Consider the following 16,341-nt stretch of genomic DNA (forward strand, 5'->3'; position numbering starts at 1 on the left):
AATGAGAATCACTCGCGTAGTGTTCCGGTCGCAGGCGCCAGGGTCAAGCGCACTCACTCGCCGGTTGCCCAGCCTTCGATCTCGCCATGGACGAACGGCCCCAGCTTCTGCCGCACGATCCGGCCCTGCGCGTCCACCAGCACCGTGTAGGGCAACAGGCCCTGCGTGTTGCCCAGGCGCACGCTGGCGTCGGCCGGGCCGGGGATCTCCAGCACGATGGGATAGTCCACCGGCACCCGGCGCAGGAACGCGCGCACGCCCTCGGCAGTGTCCAGCGCCAGCCCAAGCACCTGCACGCCCTGGTCGCCCTGGGCGGTGGCAAAGCGCGCCAGCTCCGGCATTTCTTCCACGCACGGGCCGCACCAGCTGGCCCATACATTGATCAGCAGCGGCCGGCCATGGAACCGTTGCAGGTCCACCGGCGCGCCGGCCAGATCCGGCAGCACGATCGCCGGGAGCGGATCGCCGATGCCCGCCACGACCGGTCCAATGCCGGAATCAGGTTCCTTTTCCGTTTCGGAAACGGAACCTGGCCCCTGCCTCGAGGAAGTGTCCAGCTTCTGCCCTGCCCACAGGCCCACTCCACCGGCCAGCACCGCTGTCCACAGCAGTGCCGGCCGCAGGCGCTTCATCGTGCGGTGCGCAGCAGCGCTTCTTCGGCCAGTGCCTGGGTCAGTACGCTGGGCAGCACGATCGGCGGCGCGCCGGGGCCGTACACCACGTACAGCGGCACGCCCACGGCCTTGTGTTCATCCAGGAACGCGGTGATCTGCGGGTCCACGTTGGTGTAGTCGCCGCGCATGTAGACCGCATTCGTCCGCCGCAGCAGCTCCTGGAAATCAGGACGTGACAGCACCGCGCGCTCGTTGGCCTTGCAGGTCACGCACCAATCGGCGGTCATGTTGACGAACACCACGCGGTTGTCCGCGCGCAGGCGGTCGAGCATTTCCGGGGAATACGCCACCACGTTTTCACCGGCGGCCTGCGCGGCGGTCGCCGGCGGGGCCAGCCGGGCAACGCCCCACACCGGTACCAGTGCAGCCAGGATCAGCACGCCGGCCAGCAGCGCACCCACGCGCTGGCTGCGCCAGCGGCTGCGCTCGAACCACCACAGGCCCAGCGCCAGCAGCACCAGCCCGCCCAGCACCAGCGCCATCGCATCCACGCCACGCTGCTTGCCCAGCACCCACAGCAGCCACAGCGCGGTGGCGTACATCGGGAACGCCAGCACGTGCTTGAGCGTTTCCATCCACGCGCCGGGACGCGGCAGGCGACGGGCCAGCGTGGGCACGAAACCGACCAGCAGGAACGGCAGCGCCAAGCCCAGGCCCAGTGCCAGGAACACCAGCATCGACTGCAGCGCAGGCGCGGCGAACGCGTAAGCCAGGGCCGGGCCCATGAACGGCGCCACGCACGGGCTGGCGACCACGCAGGCCAGTACCCCGGTGAAGAAATCGCCGACCGGACCGCTGCGCGATGCCAGTGACTGGCCGATGCCGCCGACGTTGCCGCCCAGCGTGAACACCCCGGACAGGCTCAGGCCGACGGCGAACATCAGGTACACCAGCGCGGCGATGAACCACGGGTGCTGCAGCTGGAAGCCCCATCCTGCGGCTTGGCCGGCCGCGCGCAGCGCCAGCACCAGCGCACCGATCACCGCGAACGCCACCAGCACGCCGGCGGTGTACCAGAGTGCATGGGCGCGCGCCCGCTGGCGGCTCTCACCGCTCTGCGCCAGGCCCAGCACTTTCAGCGAAAGGATCGGCAGCACGCACGGCATCAGGTTCAGCACCAGGCCGCCAGCCAGCGCCAGCAACAGCACCACCAGCAGCCCCTTGGCGCTGGTCGGTTCCGGCGGACGCGTGCGCTGTGCGTTGTCCGCGCTCGCATCCGGGCTGGGCGCGGTGGCGCCCGCGGTGGCCGCGTCCAGGCCCGCAGCGTCACCTGCCACCGGGTCCGGAAGGATCGGCACCACGCGACGGTTGTCGGTCTTTCCGCTGCCGGTGCCGTCGGTGCGCTGCGCTTCGCGCGGCAATGCCGCCGGCAGCTCGTTGCCGGCCGCGGTGGTTGCCGCCGTCGCATCGACCTTGCCGGCGGGAATGTCCAGCCGCACCCGGCGGGTCATCGGCGGGTAGCAGATGCCATCGGTCTGGCAACCCTGGAAGGTCACGACCAGCGTGGCATCCAGTGCCTCGGCACGGCTGCGGTGCAGCGGCAGGGTCGCGTCGGTCTGGTCGAAGAACACCGCCACGTCGCCGAAATGTTCATCGCGGTGCGACTGAGCCTGCGGCCAGCGCAGCGCCTCCACGCGGATGCCGTTGGCACCTTCCAGCTTCAGCGAGGTGCGGTCGCGATACAGGTAATAACCCTTGGCCGGGGTGAAACGCAGCAGCAGGGTGTTGCCATCGTCGACGATGGCTTCGAAGCCGAAGGCCTTCTCCGAAGGCAGCGGCAGGCCCTGCACGGCCGTGGCGGTACCGGGCAGGCGCAGGCCGCCACTGGCGCCACCCAGGGCGTTGTTCAACGCTGACCCGCCGGCCGCGCCGGCAATCACCGGTGAAGCGGCGCCTGCACCGCCGCCGGGTAGCGCGACCTGGATCACGCGCTTCTGCGGCGGGTAGCACACCCCCGCATCGGCGCAGCCCTGGAAGCGCACTTCCACGCTGACGGTGCCGGTAGCCGCGGCCGGCTGGCCCGGCAATGTCGCGCTCAGGCGCTCGCGATAGGTCTCTACTTCGCCGAAGAAATCATCGTGGTGGCGCTCGCCGGCCGGCATCTTCAACGCACCCGCATTGAAGGCCGGGTCGGCCTTGGCACTGGTGCGATGGCGATACAGGTAATAGCCCGGGGCGATCTTCCACTGCAGCTGGATCTGGTCGCGCTGGGTCGCCGTGGCGGTCAGCGCGAACGCTTCGTCCACCGGCAGCAGGTCCTTCTCGCTCAGTGCCCAGGCGGGCAGGGAAAGCGCCAGCAGCGCGCACACCGCAGCGCCACGACGCAACGACGCCATCCATGCTGATTTCATGAAACCTGCTTTCATCAACTGTGTTCCTCCCGGGTCTGTGCCCGGATCCAATCCAGATAGGCCGGCAAGCCGGCGCGTGCTTCGACCGCGATGCACTCGGGGAGTTCATACGGATGCAGTTCGACCAGCCGCGCCATCGCGGCATCGAGCCGGCTGGCGGTGGTCTTGACCAGCAGCTGCAGTTCGCTGTCTGTGGTCACTTCGCCCTGCCACCGGTACGTCGACCGTGCGCCTTCCTGGCGGGTGACGCAGGCTGCCAGCCGCTCGCCGACCAGCGCATGCGCGATGCGCTCGGCGCTGGCCAGGTCAGGACAGGTGGTGAACAGCAGCAGGACGGGATCGGCGGTCGACATCGCCGCCGAGTATAGGGCCCCGGTCCGGGCAGAAGGCCGGACCGGGGCATGAGCCGAATCAGAAAATGATCAGTTGGCCAGCTGGCAGCTGCTCGGCTTGGCCGAGGTGAACAGGGCCGGGGTGGCCCACTCGGGGTGGTCGATGAACGGATTGCGGTTGCCCTGGAAGCTGTAGATCACCTCGTTGCGGGCCCGCTCCGCATCGGTCGGCGGGTCGGCCAGGTGCCAGTCGATCAGGGTGGACAGCAGGCCCATGTAGGCCGGCGAACTGCTGGTCTTGACGATCCTGCTGCGGTCGTCGGTCAGCTCCAGGTCCGGCTCGGACTGGCCGGTTGCGGCATCCTTGCCGCCTTCATAACGGATCGCCATGTACATCACCGCACGCGCCATGTCGCCCTTGCGCTTGCCCCACACTTCGAACGAGCCCTGGTTGCCATCGGGGGTGCGCACCCAGTTGGAGTTGCCCGGGTAGGCGCCGCTGCCGCCGCCCTGGCCATTGTTGGACTCGGTGGCGCGCTCGCCGCAGTTGCTGTCGCACTTGGCGAACGGCTTGTTGCCGCGGTCGGCATTCCACTGCGCATCGGTCAGGTACAGCATGTGGGTGTCGGTGTAGGGCGCATACGGCAGACCCTTGTCGCCGGTGGTGCTGGCAAAGCCCAGCGAATTGGGCCAGGTGTGCTCGCGGTTGTAGGTCAGCCCGCTGCCGGTGCCCGCGCGTCCGCTGCCCTTGACGTAGCTGCGGTTGCGGTAGGCATCGAGCACGTTGCCGGCGTTGTTGGGATCTTCGTCGGCGATTTCCAGGATGGTCCAGGTGCTGGTGCCCGAGCCGCTGTACGGATACGCGGTGTGGCCCTTGATGGTCTCATGCAGCGAACAACGCAGCTGGCTCGGGCTGGAGGTATTCACCCGCGAGTAGTACGCGCCGGGATTGCCGGGATTGCCGGGATCCGGATTGCCGGTGCTGCTGGCCACGGTGAAGGCGATGCGCGAATCGGCGGCCGGCCGTGCGCCCTGGCTGTCGCTGATGCGGCTGGCCCGGATATCAAAGCGGCAGGCTTCCCCGGCCACCAGCGCGGTGTTGGTGGAAATCTTCAGCGTGCGGCCACTGGACGGGTGGCTCAGCGGCACGCTGCCGGACTGGCCGCAGCTCAGTGCGAAGGCGCCGCTGGCCAGGGTGACGTTCTCGCTGAACACCACTTCCAGGTCACCGGCGGCGGGGAAGCTGCTGCTGCCCTGGGCCGGGGTGGTGGTGGACACCGACGGCGGCGTGTTCGGGCCGGGCGTGCCGGGGCTGCCGCTGAAGGTCTGACCGGTGTTGCAGGCGCCGAAGGTCTGGGCGGCCGACTCGGCCCAGGTGAAATGGGCGTACTGGCTGCCGCTGCCGGTGAGCTGCAGGGAGGTGCCGGGTGCGGTGCTGTTGCTCTCGGCGACCGGGATGTTCTGGCTGGTCAGGCCGGCGGCCGGGCCGCTGGCGGCGGTGATGGTGCCCTCGTAGCTGAGGAACTGGACCACCGCACCGCTGGCATCGACCAGCGCGATGCCGTCGTTGGAGCCGTTCTGCAGGCCATTGGTCGGGTAGCTGACCGCCGCGATGCTGGCGCTGCCGCAGGCCGCCGCGGTGCCGGCCGGGACCGGGTTGTTGGCATACACGCTGGCCGCCGACGGGGTGCTGCCGTTGTACAGGTACAGGCGGTAACCGGACAGATCCTCGCCAGCAGTGGCGACCACTTCGATCGCCTCGCCGACGTCCCCGGCCGGTGTGCTGTCGTCGTAATGCAGTTCGTTGATGAAGACCTCGGCCCGGGCGGGTGAGATCGCCAGCGCCAGCAGGCAGCCAGCGGCAAGTGGTGACAGCATTCGCATCGACTACTCCTTGTGAGCGGATCCCCTGAAGGGGGAATCTAAACCGATTGCGTGACATTTCATCGTATTTGCCCCCATCAGCGTGTAGGGCGTGACGGCGGTCACCAAAAAGATTCTTCTGGACGCCCCTTGAAAGGGCAGGGCCGGGCTCCATCTCTGCTGTGCCCCGCTCTGCCGGGCTTTTTTCTCGCGCGGTTCTGGCAGTCACCTGGGGTGAGTGCTAAAATCGCCGGAATACTTCCGTACAATCAATAACTTGAGAGGTCTCACATGAGCAACTTGAAGCCGCTTCACGACCGCGTCGTAGTCAAGCCGATCGAAGCCGACGAAATCTCGGCCGGCGGCATCCTGATCCCGGATTCGGCCAAGGAAAAGTCGACCAAGGGTGAAGTCGTTGCCGTGGGCCCGGGCAAGGCGCTGGACAACGGCAGCGTGCGCGCTCCGTCGCTGAAGGTCGGCGACAAGGTCATCTACGGCCAGTACGCCGGCAGCAGCTACAAGGAAGCCGGCGTGGAATACAAGGTCCTGCGCGAAGACGACGTGCTCGCCATCATCGGCTGAGCTGCGCCCGCGCACTCCGTTACCCCGTAGACCCCTTTCATATCAAAGCCGCCGGGCCTGTCCCGGCGCTACATAACAGGTGAATTCAATGGCTGCCAAAGATATTCGTTTCGGTGAAGACGCCCGCGCCCGCATGGTGCGTGGTGTCAACGTGCTCGCCAATGCCGTGAAGGCAACCCTGGGCCCGAAGGGCCGCAACGTCGTGCTCGAAAAGAGCTTCGGCGCCCCGACCATCACCAAGGACGGCGTGTCCGTCGCCAAGGAAATCGAACTGGCTGACAAGTTCGAGAACATGGGCGCGCAGATGGTGAAGGAAGTTGCTTCGCGCACCAACGACGACGCAGGCGACGGCACCACCACCGCCACCGTGCTGGCCCAGGCCCTGATCCGCGAAGGCGCAAAGGCCGTCGCTGCCGGCATGAACCCGATGGACCTCAAGCGCGGTATCGACAAGGCCGTGATTGCCGCCGTCGCCGAGCTGAAGAAGATCTCCCAGCCGACCGCTGACGACAAGGCGATTGCCCAGGTCGGCACGATCTCGGCCAACTCGGACGAGTCGATCGGCAACATCATCGCCGAAGCGATGAAGAAGGTTGGCAAGGAAGGCGTGATCACCGTTGAAGAAGGCTCGGGCCTGGACAACGAGCTGGACGTCGTCGAAGGCATGCAGTTCGACCGCGGCTACCTGTCCCCGTACTTCGTCAACAACCAGCAGGGCCAGACCGCTGACCTGGATGACCCGTTCATCCTGCTGCACGACAAGAAGATCTCCAACGTGCGTGACCTGCTGCCGGTGCTGGAAGGCGTCGCCAAGTCGGGCAAGCCGCTGCTGATCGTGGCTGAAGAAGTCGAAGGCGAAGCGCTGGCGACGCTGGTGGTCAACACCATCCGCGGCATCGTCAAGGTCGTTGCCGTGAAGGCTCCGGGCTTCGGCGACCGTCGCAAGGCGATGCTGGAAGACATGGCCGTGCTGACCGGCGGCACCGTGATTTCCGAAGAAGTGGGCCTGTCGCTGGAGAAGGCCACCATCACCGACCTGGGCCGCGCCAAGAAGGTGCAGGTTTCCAAGGAAAACACCATCATCATCGACGGTGCCGGTGACGCTGCAGGCATCCAGGCGCGCGTCACCCAGATCAAGACCCAGATCGAAGACACCTCGTCCGATTATGACCGTGAGAAGCTGCAGGAGCGCGTGGCCAAGCTGGCCGGTGGCGTTGCAGTGATCAAGGTCGGCGCATCGACCGAAATCGAAATGAAGGAAAAGAAGGCCCGCGTTGAAGACGCCCTGCACGCCACCCGCGCAGCCGTCGAAGAAGGCGTGGTCCCGGGCGGCGGTGTGGCCCTGGTGCGTGCCCTGGTGGCCGTTGGCGATCTGAAGGGCGCCAACGAAGACCAGACCCACGGCATCCAGATCGCCCTGCGCGCCATGGAAGCCCCGCTGCGCGAGATCGTGGCCAACGCCGGTGAAGAGCCGTCGGTCATCCTGAACAAGGTGAAGGAAGGTACCGGCAACTACGGCTACAACGCCGGCAACGGCGAGTTCGGCGACATGGTCGAGTTCGGCATCCTGGATCCGACCAAGGTGACCCGTTCGGCCCTGCAGAACGCCGCTTCCATCGCTGGCCTGATGATCACCACCGAAGCCATGGTGGCCGAAGCCCCGCGCAAGGAAGAAGCTGCTGGCGGCGCCGGTGGTGGCATGGGTGGCATGGGTGGCATGGGCGGCATGGACTTCTAAGTCCAACGCGTCCCATAGCACCTGCATCATCAAGAACCCCGCCGGAAACGGCGGGGTTTTTTTGTGGGCGCTACATGCCTCGAGGGGGGACGAGCGTTGGTCGTCACGCTGTCGACTCCCCGTGCTCCGGTGGAGGACGACCGTTGCAGGCTGTGTAACAAGTCCGACCTTGTCGGCCGATGGCGAAATTGTCGCCATTTTTCGCCCTGCTACGCGAGATCTGCATAGTTGCATGTCTGCCGGAGGTCCAGATCTCGCGTAGCTCGACCGGGCCCGGACTTGTTACACAGCCTGCGTTGGTCGTCACGCCGTTGGCGCACACCTGTCGTGTTAGGCCTGCCCATCATGCGCACTGACTGGGTGGCCGATTCTTGAAAGCGCAAAAATAAAGCTGAAATGCAGTGGCAATCCGACGGTTGTCGGTCCGTGTTGTGAAAAAATCGCATCCGTACAGGAAGGCGCTCCTAGAATCGCCACGCTCGAAACCGTTTCTGGTTTCGTTTCCATTTCCTGGAGAGTGCCATGCGTCGGATTGGACTCGCCGACGACCATCCCGTCGTGATCAATGCCTTGCAGACCTGTCTGATGGGCGCTGCGGTGGAGATCGTCTTCACGGTGCGCACCGGCGAACAGCTTATTGAAGCACTTCGCCAGTCGCCATGTGATGTGCTGATCACCGATTACTCGATGGCGCAGCCAGCCCAGGGTGGCGACGGCCTTGCCATGATGGAGCGCGTGCTGCGACAGTTTCCGCATTGTCGGTTGGTGGTTTTCACCATGCTGCACAATCCGGCGGTCTTCAGCCAGTTGCTTGCGCTGGGGGTGGATGGCATCGTCAGCAAGAACGACGACATGCAGGATATCCTGCGCGCGCTTGGCGCCATTGATACCGGTATCGGCCTGCCGTACCAGTCGGCCAGCGTGCGCAATGCACTGCACGCGCAACCCGGCCGACCAGGTGCCGCACTGCCGGCACTCAGCCAACGCGAACTGGACGTGGTGCGATTGTTCGCCCAAGGGCAGACGCTGGACGCAATCGCCGCCAGCCTGGGCCGCGCCAAGACCACCGTCGCCACGCACAAGAAAAACGCCATGGACAAGCTGGGCCTGGCCAGCAACGCCGAATTGATCCGCTATGCGTATGACGCAAACCTTGCCTAGGCACGCGCTCACGCTGCTGGCGCTGTGCCTGCTGGCACTGGCTTGCGCTGCACCCACCGGCGCCAGTGAGTCGATGGTGCTGCGTAGCCAAGTGGCCCCGACGCACTTTGCAACCAGTCTGTCCGCGTCCGACAGGACGTGGCTGGGCACGCAGCGTGAGCTGGTGATCGGCGTGTGGGGGGCGGACTTCGCGCCCATCCAGTTCCGTCCCGACCCGCACACGCTTCAGGGCGTGGCGGCAGATCATCTGGTGCTGCTGGGCAATGCCCTGGGCGTGACGGTGCGGGCGCGCTGGTTCGTCGACCGTGAAGCGGCGCTCGCCGCACTGCGCCTGCATGAGGTTGCCGCTGTCAGCGTCTTCGCCGATCCGGGCAACGCAGCAGACCTGGAGGTCACCGAACCCTACCTGCAGGTGCCGCTGGCCATCGTGCGTCGTGCGGGTCCCGCGCTGGGACGCGATGGCATCCTGGAGGGCAGGGGAGTCGTCGAGGACTCGCAGGTGGACGCGTGGGCGCTGTTGCAGCGCCATTCCGAAGCGTCGCCCGTCAGCCCGGCCGGCTCGTTCTTCACGGCGTTGGAAGCGGTCTCCCTTGGACGCGCGGATTACTATGTGGGTGATCTGGTCTCGGCAACTTATGCGGTCGAACAGGGTCTGTTCCTCAACCTGCGCGTCGCCCGCGTGGAGGACATGCTGACCAGCTTCAAGTTCGTCACCGCCGCTGACCAGCCACAGGTCAAGCGGACAATGGATGCCGGACTTGGGTCGGTCATGGGTTGGATGCGCAGCGCCATCCTGCGCAGTTGGGCCGCCGGTGCTGCCCAGGACATGGATGCCACCAGTCGCCTCAGTCTCACCGCCCGCGAAGCGGCATGGATACAGCAGCACCCGGTGGTACGCGTGGCCGTGGATGCGACCGATGCACCGTATACCTTCATCGATTCAGCGGGCGAATTTGCCGGCGTATACGCGGATCTGCTGAAGATGATCGGCCGCCGTACCGGCCTGCGTTTCGAAGTGGTGGCACGGAATACCGCGGCGGAGCTGGAACGTAGCGTGCGCGAGGGGCGGGCCGACATGGCGGCGACGCTTATGCCGACTCCAGAACGTGAAACCTTCGCCGGCTTCAGCGTGGACGTGGCCCCGGTGGTGTGGGTGCTGGTCGCTGCGCGCACGACCGCGCAGGCACAGTCGCTGGCCAGCCTGCGCGGAAAGCGCCTTGCGCTGGTACGCGGGCATGCCAGGGCCGACTGGATCGCAGCGCACTTCCCCGATATCCATCTGCTGATGGTGGATACGGTGACAGAGGCCTTGGAGAAGGTGGCGCGTGGCAGTGCCGATGCGTCCCTGCAGAGCATGGCATCGGCCAGCTACTCCATCGAGCGTTACTTTGGGCAGTTGCGTATCGTTGGCACCGCCTTTGACCAGCCGGAAATGGCCGGCTTCGGGATAAGCCTGCAGTCGCCTGAGCTGCTGGGGATCATCGACCGCGCGCTGGAGGGAATGTCGCCGGCTGAAAGGGCGAATATCGCCTCGCGTTGGTTGGCCCACATCAACTACCCGACCAGCACCTGGGAGGACCTGCGACAGACGGTTTTCCGTTGGCTGCCGTGGCTGGGTGGAGGCCTGGCGCTTTCGCTGGCGTGGAACAGCCTGCTGCAGTACCAGGTACGCCGTCGTCGACACGCCGAAACGGAACTGCGTGCCGCCAAGGATGCGGCCGAGCGCGCCAACGTAGAAAAGTCGGATTTCCTGGCCAGGATGAGCCACGAGATACGCACCCCCATGAGCGCGGTGATCGGTCTGCTTGAAATGGCCAACCGGCGTCGCAACGCGGGTGTGGACGATGCGGCCTCGCTTGTCCTGGCCGAAGCATCGGCCAAGGGCTTGTTGGGTCTGGTGGGTACTCTGCTCGATCTGCGCAAGATCGAGGCCGGCGAACTGCAGATCACCCAGCGGACCGCATCACTTCGTTCACTGATCGACGAATCCGCCACGTTGTTCGCGCATGCCGCGCAGAGCAAGGGAGTCGCGTTGCGATACCACATCGAGGACAGTGTGCCGGAGTGGATGCGATGTGATCCGCTACGCCTGCGCCAGGTAGTGACCAACCTGCTGTCCAACGCTGTCAAATTCACCGCGCGGGGGGAAATCGTCCTGCGCGCCGCCTGCGAAGGCGAGTGGTTGTGCATCACGGTGAGTGATAGCGGCTGCGGCATCCCGGCTGACACGCTCGATTCAATCTTCGAGCCTTACCAGCAGGGCGGGGCGGCGGCTGCATCGATGGGGGCCGGCCTGGGCCTGAGCATCGTGCGGCAACTGGTCACGCTGATGGACGGCTCGGTGACACTGCACAACAAGGCGGAAGGCGGTGCCGAAGCATATGTTCGCCTGCCCTTCGAGCCTGCCGATGTCGCTGAGCCGGCACAGCATGGCCTGATGTTCGCCAGCGCCGCGTTGCGTGTAATGGTGGTGGATGACAACCCCATCAACCTGAGTGTGGTGACCGATCAGCTTGAATGGCTGGGCTACCGCGTACACCAGGCGTCGGGCGGTAGTGCGGCGCTGCAGGCGCTTGGCGGCGGCCTGCCCGTTGACCTGGTGCTCACCGACTGCAGCATGCCCGATGTATCCGGAATGGCATTGGCGGAGGCAATCCGCGGCGACGAAACGGCGCGCGGCTCACCCCGTCTGCCGATCATCGGATACACAGCAAACGCGCTGCCCGAAGCGCGCGTGGCCTGCCTGGCGGCGGGCATGGATGACGTGCTGGTCAAACCGTTGGATATCTCCCAGCTCAGTGCGGTCATGGCGTCCTGGTTCGCCGGCCGAGTGGTCGCGCGGAGCAACGATTCGCCAGCGCCGGAGGCCGGGGTGACTGACTCCTCGATGGCGCTTCTTCAAGCGGACATGCAGGCGCTGCGCGATGCGGTGAAGAGCGGGCATTGGCAGCAGATTGCTGCGTCGGCGCATCGCCTGCGCGGCGCCGTGGCATGCCTGCGGCCGGACGCCGAATTGGATCAGGCATGCCTGGTGCTGGAGATGCTGGCACTGCGCAACGAAAACGCGTGTGCTGATGCGGTGTGCTTATCAGACGCGTCAGATCGTATCGCAGAGCGACTTGCACGATGGTGCGCCATGACCGGAGCTTACTCTTCATTATCGAATCCATTCGATGGTTGAGCAGGGACCGGGAAGGCAAAGTAGGCCTCGTCGGCACGCAATGCCGCGGACTCCTCTCCTATAAGAGACTTGCATCATGAAAAAGACCCTCCTTACCGCACTGGTTCCATTCGCCCTGTTTGCCGCTTCGAACGCCTTCGCTGGCACCCAGAACTGCGCAGCCAAGATCAGCGCGATCCAGGCGCAGATCGAAGTGGCCAAGCAGTACGGCAACACCCACCAGATCGCTGGCCTGCAGACCGCCCTGGCCCAGGCCAAGGCCAACTGCACCGACGCTGGCCAGGCTGGCAAGGCTGAAGAAAAGGTCCGCAAGGCCCAGGAAGACGTGCGCAAGACCCAGGAAGACGTGCGCAAGGCCGAGCAGAGCCTGCGCGAGGCCCAGGCCAAGCGCGATGCCAAGAAGATTAGCAAGGCGCAGGAAAAGCTGAACGAAAAGCAGTTCAAGCTGCGCGAGAAGATGGAAGACCTGCGCCAGGCGCAGGCTGACCTGGCTGCACTGAAGGGCTGAACTTCGCCCTGATTCTCAGGTTGCGCAGAAAAAGGGGCCTTGCCCCTTTTTCTGCGTTTTGCCTTTCCTTCCCTTCTGCAGAAAAACGGAGTGCCGCGTGCGCCGGTCGTTGAGCTTCATCGCGTTCGGTACGCTTCTGTCTGCCGCCGCTTCTCTTCTGGCGGTGCCTGCGTCCGCCGAGTCCATTGGCGAGGAGGATGACGCGCCTGCGCAGTTGTTCCCTGGCATGACGGCATCCCCGCTGCGGATGAGCGTGATGATCAACGGCCACTGGAAGGGCTACTCATGGCTGCGCATCCGCGACGACGGCCAGCCCTGTGCGTTGGTTTCGCACTGGATGGAGTGGGGCGTTGCCTCGACGGCGGCATTTGCCCCGGATTCGGAAGACCCTCGATATACGCATTGCGTGCAACCGCAGCGTCCCGTACCACGGCTGTTGGAGCACGGCAGCGCATATGATGCGACGTCCGCGCTGGGCTTGGACGAAGAAAGCGACGACGACGATGATGAGCCCGTCGTCCGCCGCCGGTACGACCTGCAGCGCCACCAGTTGACGGTCCGGGTGAAGGACGCGCTGATGAGCCGCGCGCGCGGGGATGTGCCGTTCTCGCGGTACGACGATGGGGTAAATGCCGTCAGGCTGGATTATCAATTGAACGGGGCGGACTCCGTGCGCGAGGTCGACGGCGTTGCTGCGCGCGACCGCACGGTCTACGCAACTCTGGACCCTGGCTTCAACCTGGGGCCGTGGCGGGCCCGTTCCACCTTGAACTACACCAGGGACGGATCGCTTCAGACCGGTGGAGCGCACACGCCGCGCTGGTCGCGCGACAACACCTTCCTCACCCGCGATATCGGTCGCTGGCGCAGCAAGCTGCTGCTGGGCGAGGGGTACACCGACAGCCTGTTGTTCGCCAGCATCCCGTTCACGGGCATACAGCTGGGTTCGGAAGACACGTTGTTGCCCGACTATCTGGAAGCCTTTACCCCCGTAGTGCGCGGTGTAGCCAGCAGTAATGCCGAAGTACTGGTGCGTCAACGCGGGGTGCTGTTCTACCACACTTCCGTAGCACCGGGGCCGTTCGTGCTGTATGACGTGCGACCGCCTTCTTCTTCTGGCGATATCCGCGTCACGGTCCGCGAAGCCGATGGTACCGAGCACGTGTCGATCGTGCCGTACACCGCCATGCCCCTGCTCACCCACGGAAAGGTCTGGAAGTACGCGGTCAACGCCGGCCATTATCGGCCGGTGTTCGGCAACACGTATCCGCACAACGAATTTCTGCAGGCGACGGCCGGATACGGGCTGCCGTTCAAGTTGAGCGTGTACGCCGGCGTGCTTGAAACCCACGGTTACGAGAGCAATTCGGCGGGCATGGGCTGGGACCTGGACAAAGGCGGGGCGCTGTCCCTGGATGTTTCGCGTTCGCGTGTCGAACAGCCGATTGGCGATCCGAGCGGTCGGCAATGGCGGCTGCGCTATGCCAAATCCATTGCCGCCTCCGGCACGGGCATCAGCCTGGATTACCGGCGCTTCGACGGCGGACATTTCCGTACGTTGGAATCGATGTTCGCGCGCGACGAACAGGTGGCTTTCTGGAGTGATCTGGTGGGTCGCGAAAATGCCGATGAATGGATCCACGAGAACAATCCCCGCACGCAGGTGCGCATGGAATTCAAACAGAACGTCGGCGATACCGGAAACCTGTATGCCACGCTGGTGCGCTCGGACTACCTGTCCGACACACCGCTTCGCTTCTCGGCGCAGGTCGGGATGACCTGGTACGGCAGCAGGTTCGATCTGGATGTGCAGGCCAGCCGCACCCGGGTCGGGGCCAACGCGGTGACGTCGGCACAGTTCAGCCTGAGCGTTCCGCTGGGCACCGTGCGTGACCATACGATCCGTTATGCCGTCAGTGCTGATCGGGACGAGGACGGTGGCGTGAGCTGGAACAATCGGCTGGCCGGCTCAGGCATGCGCGACTATCGGCTCAACTATGTCCTCAACCAGCAGCGCGCCCACCATGACAGCAGCCGCAACGCGGAAAGTGTGCGGTTCAATTACCAGGCCGATGCTGCGCGCTGGGGCGTAGGCCGCACATGGGGCGATGGCAGCAGGCGGACCGATGCCACGCTTGAAGGCAGCATCATCGGCTGGCCAGGTGGCTTGGTGTTCGGGCAGCCGCTGGGTGAGACCGTCGGCGTAGTAGAGGCAACCGGCTTTGCCGATGCCAGCGTCGATGGGCAGTTGGCCACGCGCACGGACCGGAATGGGCGTGCCGTGGTGTCTTACCTGACGCCCTACCGTGTGAACCGGCTGGGCCTGGACAGCATCAAGCTGGGCGATAGCTACGATTATGACAGCCTGTTCCGCGAGGTCGTGCCTACCACCGGCGCGGTGCTGATCGTACCCATCACGCCGAGATCCGCCGAGCCACTGCTTCCATGAGAAGGCCGCTCGCGCGCCGTTGCGATTGAAACTGTTGCGCTGCGGTGTATCTGTGCTGACAATGTTGACCATGAACGCAGCCCATGCCCGCTTTTATTGGTATTACTTTCCGAAGCCACAGGCGGAGGAAGGACTGCGTTCACCCTGAAGAAACCTTCAGACGCATTCCCGAAAGCCGCCAGCGACCCTGGCGGCTTTTTTGTTGCCGCCACGCTGGGGGACCCCCACACGTTCGAGAGACCCCCGCCATGCCCCCCCATACCGACGACCTCCGCATCCGCAAGATCGAACCCCTGACCCCGCCGGCGCAGCTGCTGGCGATGCTGCCCTGCGACGATGAAGCGTCCGCTACGGTGTCCGCCTCGCGCGCGGCGCTGCACGCCATCCTGCACGGGGCCGACGACCGCCTGGCCGTGGTGGTCGGGCCGTGTTCGATCCACGACCCCGCCGCGGCCATCGAGTACGCCCAGAAGCTGAAGCCCCTGCGCGATGCGCTGGCTGGCGAACTGGAGATCGTCATGCGCGTGTACTTCGAAAAGCCGCGCACCACGGTGGGCTGGAAGGGCCTGATCAACGATCCGGACCTGGATGGCAGCTTCAACATCAACAAGGGCCTGCGCATCGCGCGTGGCCTGCTGCGCGACATCAACAAGCTGGGCCTGCCGGCCGGCGTCGAGTTCCTGGATGTGATCTCGCCGCAGTACATCGCCGATCTGGTGGCCTGGGGCGCGATCGGTGCGCGGACCACCGAAAGCCAGGTGCATCGCGAACTGGCCTCGGGCCTGTCGTGCCCGGTAGGCTTCAAGAACGGTACCGACGGCAACATCAAGATCGCCGCCGACGCGGTGGGCGCGGCGACCAATCCGCATCATTTCCTGTCGGTGACCAAGCAGGGCGACACGGCCATCGTCGCCACCGCCGGCAATCCGGATTGCCATGTGATCCTGCGCGGCGGCAAACAGCCGAACTACGATGCGGCCAGCATTGCCGATGCCTGCCAGGTGCTGGCCAAGGCCAGGCTGCCGACGCGCCTGATGGTTGATGCCAGCCATGCCAACAGCCTGAAGAATCCGGACAACCAGCCGAAGGTGGTCCAGGACATCGCCGTGCAGATGGAAGGCGGCGAGCAGCGCATCGTCGGGGTGATGATCGAAAGCAACCTGGTCGGCGGACGCCAGGAACTGGTGGAAGGCCAGCCGCTGGTGCATGGCCAGAGCATCACCGATGGCTGCATCGACTGGGCGACCACCGAAGTCGTGCTGGAACGCCTGGCGGCTGCCGTGCGCGCACGCCGCGAAGCGATCGCAGTGATCGCCGAACAAGTGGAAACCGAAGCCGCCTGAGCGGTGCAACGGGTGTGGGTGACGGCTGCTGCCTGCGGGGGCGCGCCGTCATCAGCGGTGGCTGGCGGAGTTGGCAGCCACCGCAGCCGCACCGGCGATGCGCCTGGCGCTGGGCAATGACCCGGCGCCAGGTCCATCGCCGGGGTGGGGCCGGTCCGT

The 16,341-nt window shown here is 65.4% G+C and carries 11 protein-coding genes; 7 read left to right on the forward strand and 4 right to left on the reverse strand.

From position 1 onward, the window contains the following. Positions 1 to 53: 53 nt before the first annotated feature. From QE373_RS02070 to QE373_RS02085, 4 genes are all read right to left on the reverse strand, one after another. Entirely contained in the window at positions 54 to 632 is a 579-nt protein-coding gene (locus tag QE373_RS02070) for a TlpA disulfide reductase family protein (protein ID WP_309683068.1), read from the reverse strand. Further along, positions 629 to 3,010: a protein-disulfide reductase DsbD domain-containing protein gene (locus QE373_RS02075; RefSeq protein ID WP_309689507.1), complete on the reverse strand. Its 2,382-nt coding sequence runs from the start codon at positions 3,008 to 3,010 to the stop codon at positions 629 to 631. The genes QE373_RS02070 and QE373_RS02075 overlap by 4 nt, the downstream gene beginning before the upstream one ends. A 29-nt stretch (positions 3,011 to 3,039) precedes the next feature. Further along, complete coding sequence (gene cutA, locus QE373_RS02080; RefSeq protein ID WP_042614506.1) at positions 3,040 to 3,378, reverse strand: divalent-cation tolerance protein CutA; 339 nt, start codon at positions 3,376 to 3,378, stop codon at positions 3,040 to 3,042. Between the two features lie 69 nt (positions 3,379 to 3,447). After that, on the reverse strand, positions 3,448 to 5,241 hold the full coding sequence (locus tag QE373_RS02085) for an endonuclease (protein WP_309683074.1): 1,794 nt from the start codon (positions 5,239 to 5,241) through the stop codon (positions 3,448 to 3,450). 270 nt (positions 5,242 to 5,511) lie between these two features. Here QE373_RS02085 and QE373_RS02090 point away from each other — a divergent pair, with 270 nt between their 5' ends. The 7 genes from QE373_RS02090 to QE373_RS02120 all read left to right on the forward strand — a co-directional run bounded on the left by QE373_RS02090 (position 5,512) and on the right by QE373_RS02120 (position 16,182). After that, positions 5,512 to 5,802: a co-chaperone GroES gene (locus tag QE373_RS02090; protein WP_042614504.1), complete on the forward strand. Its 291-nt coding sequence runs from the start codon at positions 5,512 to 5,514 to the stop codon at positions 5,800 to 5,802. 88 nt (positions 5,803 to 5,890) lie between these two features. Further along, complete coding sequence (groL, locus tag QE373_RS02095) at positions 5,891 to 7,540, forward strand: chaperonin GroEL (protein WP_042614503.1); 1,650 nt, start codon at positions 5,891 to 5,893, stop codon at positions 7,538 to 7,540. Positions 7,541 to 8,062: 522 nt separating this feature from the next. Next, the gene (locus tag QE373_RS02100) at positions 8,063 to 8,701 is read left to right on the forward strand and encodes a response regulator transcription factor (RefSeq protein ID WP_309683084.1); all 639 of its coding nucleotides are present in this window, start codon (positions 8,063 to 8,065) and stop codon (positions 8,699 to 8,701) included. 73 nt (positions 8,702 to 8,774) lie between these two features. Continuing rightward, positions 8,775 to 11,882, forward strand: coding sequence for a transporter substrate-binding domain-containing protein (locus tag QE373_RS02105; protein ID WP_309683087.1), 3,108 nt, complete (start codon positions 8,775 to 8,777; stop codon positions 11,880 to 11,882). Between the two features lie 76 nt (positions 11,883 to 11,958). Continuing rightward, positions 11,959 to 12,390 carry a DUF1090 domain-containing protein gene (locus QE373_RS02110; protein WP_309683090.1) on the forward strand — a complete coding sequence of 144 codons (432 nt, stop codon included), beginning with the start codon at positions 11,959 to 11,961 and terminating at the stop codon, positions 12,388 to 12,390. 97 nt (positions 12,391 to 12,487) lie between these two features. Further along, positions 12,488 to 14,839: a fimbria/pilus outer membrane usher protein gene (locus QE373_RS02115; RefSeq protein WP_309683092.1), complete on the forward strand. Its 2,352-nt coding sequence runs from the start codon at positions 12,488 to 12,490 to the stop codon at positions 14,837 to 14,839. Positions 14,840 to 15,087: 248 nt separating this feature from the next. Then, complete coding sequence (locus QE373_RS02120; protein ID WP_309683094.1) at positions 15,088 to 16,182, forward strand: 3-deoxy-7-phosphoheptulonate synthase; 1,095 nt, start codon at positions 15,088 to 15,090, stop codon at positions 16,180 to 16,182. The last annotated feature ends 159 nt before the right edge of the window (positions 16,183 to 16,341 follow it).

The organism is Stenotrophomonas sp. SORGH_AS_0321 (genome assembly GCF_031453215.1).
In the GTDB taxonomy this organism is placed as follows: domain Bacteria; phylum Pseudomonadota; class Gammaproteobacteria; order Xanthomonadales; family Xanthomonadaceae; genus Stenotrophomonas; species Stenotrophomonas chelatiphaga.